Genomic DNA, 3084 nt, shown 5'->3' with positions numbered 1-3084 from the left:
GCACCCAAAAACTTTTCCTGTTTTTTATCAATGATTTGTTTTCAGGCAATCCATAAGGAATAGGAAATTTCAGACGCTACTGTAATCTTCTGAAAATGCGATGCCTCTTAAAGATTTTTCGGAAAACATCTACCAGGAAGCTTCATGATTTCAGTGCAGTATTATTACGAATTTTCAAACAACGTCTTATCGAAAAAAGCCTTCCACGCGGACGGGATGCCCCAGACCGTGCGAAAGGCTTTTTACGTGACCCAACATTCTGATGGGGTGGGACATAACGCCCCACCCCGAACGGCGGTTCAGATGTGAATGGCGCGCTTGTCCACGTCCAGAGCGGCTTCCTTGACGGCTTCGCTCAGTGTGGGATGCGCATGGCAGGTGCGGGCGATATCTTCGGACGATGCCCCGAATTCGATCGCCATGGTGCATTCGGCAATCAGTTCGCCCGCCATCGGGCCAATGATATGCACACCAAGAACCGCATCCGTCTTGGCGTCAGCCAGAACCTTGACGAACCCATCGGTCATCCCGATCGCACGCGCACGACCATTGGCGGTGAAGGGGAATTTGCCAACCTTGTAGGCGACGCCTTCTTCCTTCAACACTTCCTCGGTCTTGCCCACGGTCGCGACTTCCGGCCATGTATAGACAACAGCGGGAATGGCGCCGTAATTGACGTGCCCGGCCTGACCGGCCAGAAGTTCCGCAATGGCGACACCTTCCTCTTCGGCCTTGTGCGCCAGCATTGGGCCTGCAATCACGTCACCAATGGCATAGATACCCGGCACGTTCGTCGCATAATGGGCATCGGTCACGATGCGGCCACGCTTGTCCAGCGCAATCCCCGCTTCTTCCAGGCCCATGTTCTTGCTGGCCGCAGAACGCCCGATCGCCACCAGCACGATGTCCGCGTCGATCGTCTCCGCCGTGCCACCCGCCGACGGTTCCACCGTCAGGGTCACGCCCTTTGGTCCCTTAACGGCCTTGGTCACCTTGTGACCCAGCTTCATTTCCAGCCCCTGCTTGGTCAGGATACGCTGGAACTGCTTGGCGATTTCATTATCCGTACCCGGCACCAGACGGTCGAGATATTCAATCACCGTCACCTCGGCCCCCAGGCGATGCCATACACTGCCGAGTTCGAGGCCGATTACACCACCACCGATCACCACCATCTTCTTCGGCACGGCGGACAGTTCGAGTGCGCCAGTCGAAGTCACGATCTGCTTTTCATCGACATCGACACCCGGCAGTACTGCGCTGTCGCTGCCGCTGGCGATGATGATGTGCTTCGCCGTCACGGGCTTGCCATTGACGGTGATGCGACCGGTGCCCTCGACGCGGCCTTCACCCTTCAGCCAGGTGACCTTGTTCTTCTTGAACAGGAACTCGACACCCTTGACGTTGGCGTCCACCACCGACTGCTTGCGCGCCATCATGCGGTTGAGGTCAAGCTTCACACTGTCGATGATGATGCCCATGTCGGCATATTCATCCTTGGCAGCATGGAAATTCTCGGACTGCTGCAACAGCGCCTTGGACGGGATACACCCGACATTGAGGCAGGTGCCCCCAAGGGTCGCGCGCTTTTCGACGCAGGCCACCTTGAAGCCAAGCTGTGCCGCGCGGATGGCGCAGACATAACCGCCGGGACCAGCACCGATCACGATGACATCGTAATCCGTCTCTGCCGGCGGGGCCGCAACGGGGGCCGCCGGGGTGGAGGCAGCAGGGGCCGAAACAGGGGCAGCCGCGGGTGCAGCGGCCTTGGCGGGGGCGGCAGGCTTTGCCGCGGCAGCGGCGCCACCGGCCTCCAGCGTGGTCAGGATCGCACCGACCTCGACTTCATCACCTTCGGCCACCTTGTGCGCGCCAAGCACACCAGCCTGCGGGGCCGGGACTTCGACACTGACCTTGTCCGTTTCCAGCTCCACAATCGGGTCATCGGCGGAAACCGTCTCGCCCGGCTGCTTCAGCCATTTGCCGATCGTAGCGGTGGTGACGCTTTCACCCAGCGTCGGAACCTTGATTTCAATGGTCATTCTATTCTGTCCTGCTTGCGGTATCGTGGAGGATCAGGCGGGAAGGCCATGGATCGGCCCCCCGCCCGCCGCATCAGACCTGCAGCAGCAGACGACGCGGATCTTCCACGTTCTGCTTGACCCGGACGAGGAAGCTGACGGCTTCCTTACCATCGACGATGCGGTGGTCATAGGTCAGCGCGATATACATCATCGGACGGATCACGACCTGCCCGTCCACGGCCACGGGACGATCCTGGATGGAATGCATGCCCAGAATGGCCGACTGCGGCGCATTGATGATGGGGGTGGACATCAGGGAGCCATAGATGCCGCCATTGGTGATGGAGAACGTGCCACCCGACAGTTCATCAATCTTCAGCGTGCCTTCGCGTGCTTTCTTGCCAAAGCCTGCGATCGCATTTTCGATTTCGGCAAAGTTCTTCTGGTCGGCGTCACGGATCACCGGCACCACCAGCCCATTGGGACCGCCCACCGCGATGCCAAGATTGACGAATTCACGATAGATCACGTCATCGCCGTCGATTTCGGCGTTGATCGCGGGGAATTCCTGCAATGCGGCAATGACTGCGCGGCTGAAGATCGACATGAAGCCCAGCTTTGCGCCGTTATGCTTCTTGGCGAACGCATCCTTGTATTCGGCGCGCATCGCCTTGACTGCCGACATGTCCACCTCGTTGAAAGTGGTCAGCAGGGCGGCCGTGTTCTGCGCATCCTTGAGGCGGCGCGCAATGGTGCGGCGCAGGCGCGTCATCTTCACGCGTTCCTCACGCGGGTCGTCCTGGCGCGGCGGACGCGGGGCGGCGGCCGGGGTTGCCGCGCGGGGCTGTGCAAGGAATGCCTGCACGTCACCCTTCGTGATACGTCCATCCTTGCCGGAACCGGTGCCGACCTGTGCTGCGGACACGCCCTGTTCGGTCATGGCTTTCTGCGCGGCGGGGAACGGCGCATGGGCTGCGCCCTGCGCGGCGACATCGGACGCAGGCGTCGCGGGACGCGCGACGGGACCGGTGCTCAGCGGCTGGGCCTGCACGCCGGCGGC

2 protein-coding genes are annotated in these 3084 nt (G+C 60.6%); both read right to left on the bottom strand.

All coding sequences use genetic code 11. The annotated features are described in order from the left end of the window. Window positions 1-299: 299 nt before the first annotated feature. The gene (lpdA, locus tag B7G66_RS14330; RefSeq protein WP_003617102.1) at window positions 300-2042 is read right to left on the bottom strand and encodes a dihydrolipoyl dehydrogenase; all 1743 of its coding nucleotides are present in this window, start codon (window positions 2040-2042) and stop codon (window positions 300-302) included. A 73-nt stretch (window positions 2043-2115) separates the two neighbouring features. Next, window positions 2116-3084, bottom strand: a 969-nt coding sequence (gene odhB / locus B7G66_RS14325) for a 2-oxoglutarate dehydrogenase complex dihydrolipoyllysine-residue succinyltransferase (RefSeq protein ID WP_048859318.1), incomplete at its 5' end; no start/stop codon positions are given.

Source organism: Novacetimonas hansenii JCM 7643, assembly GCF_000964405.1.
GTDB classification, from domain to species: Bacteria; Pseudomonadota; Alphaproteobacteria; order Acetobacterales; family Acetobacteraceae; genus Novacetimonas; species Novacetimonas hansenii.
The sequence above is the reverse complement of the archived record's forward strand: the minus strand, read 5'-3'. Positions and strand labels throughout refer to the sequence as shown.

Bases quoted from the DNA above. Each gene is read 5' to 3' on its own strand.
- lpdA (WP_003617102.1), bottom strand. From the start codon at position 2,042: ATGACCATTGAAATCAAGGTTCCGACGCTGGGTGAAAGCGTCACCACC.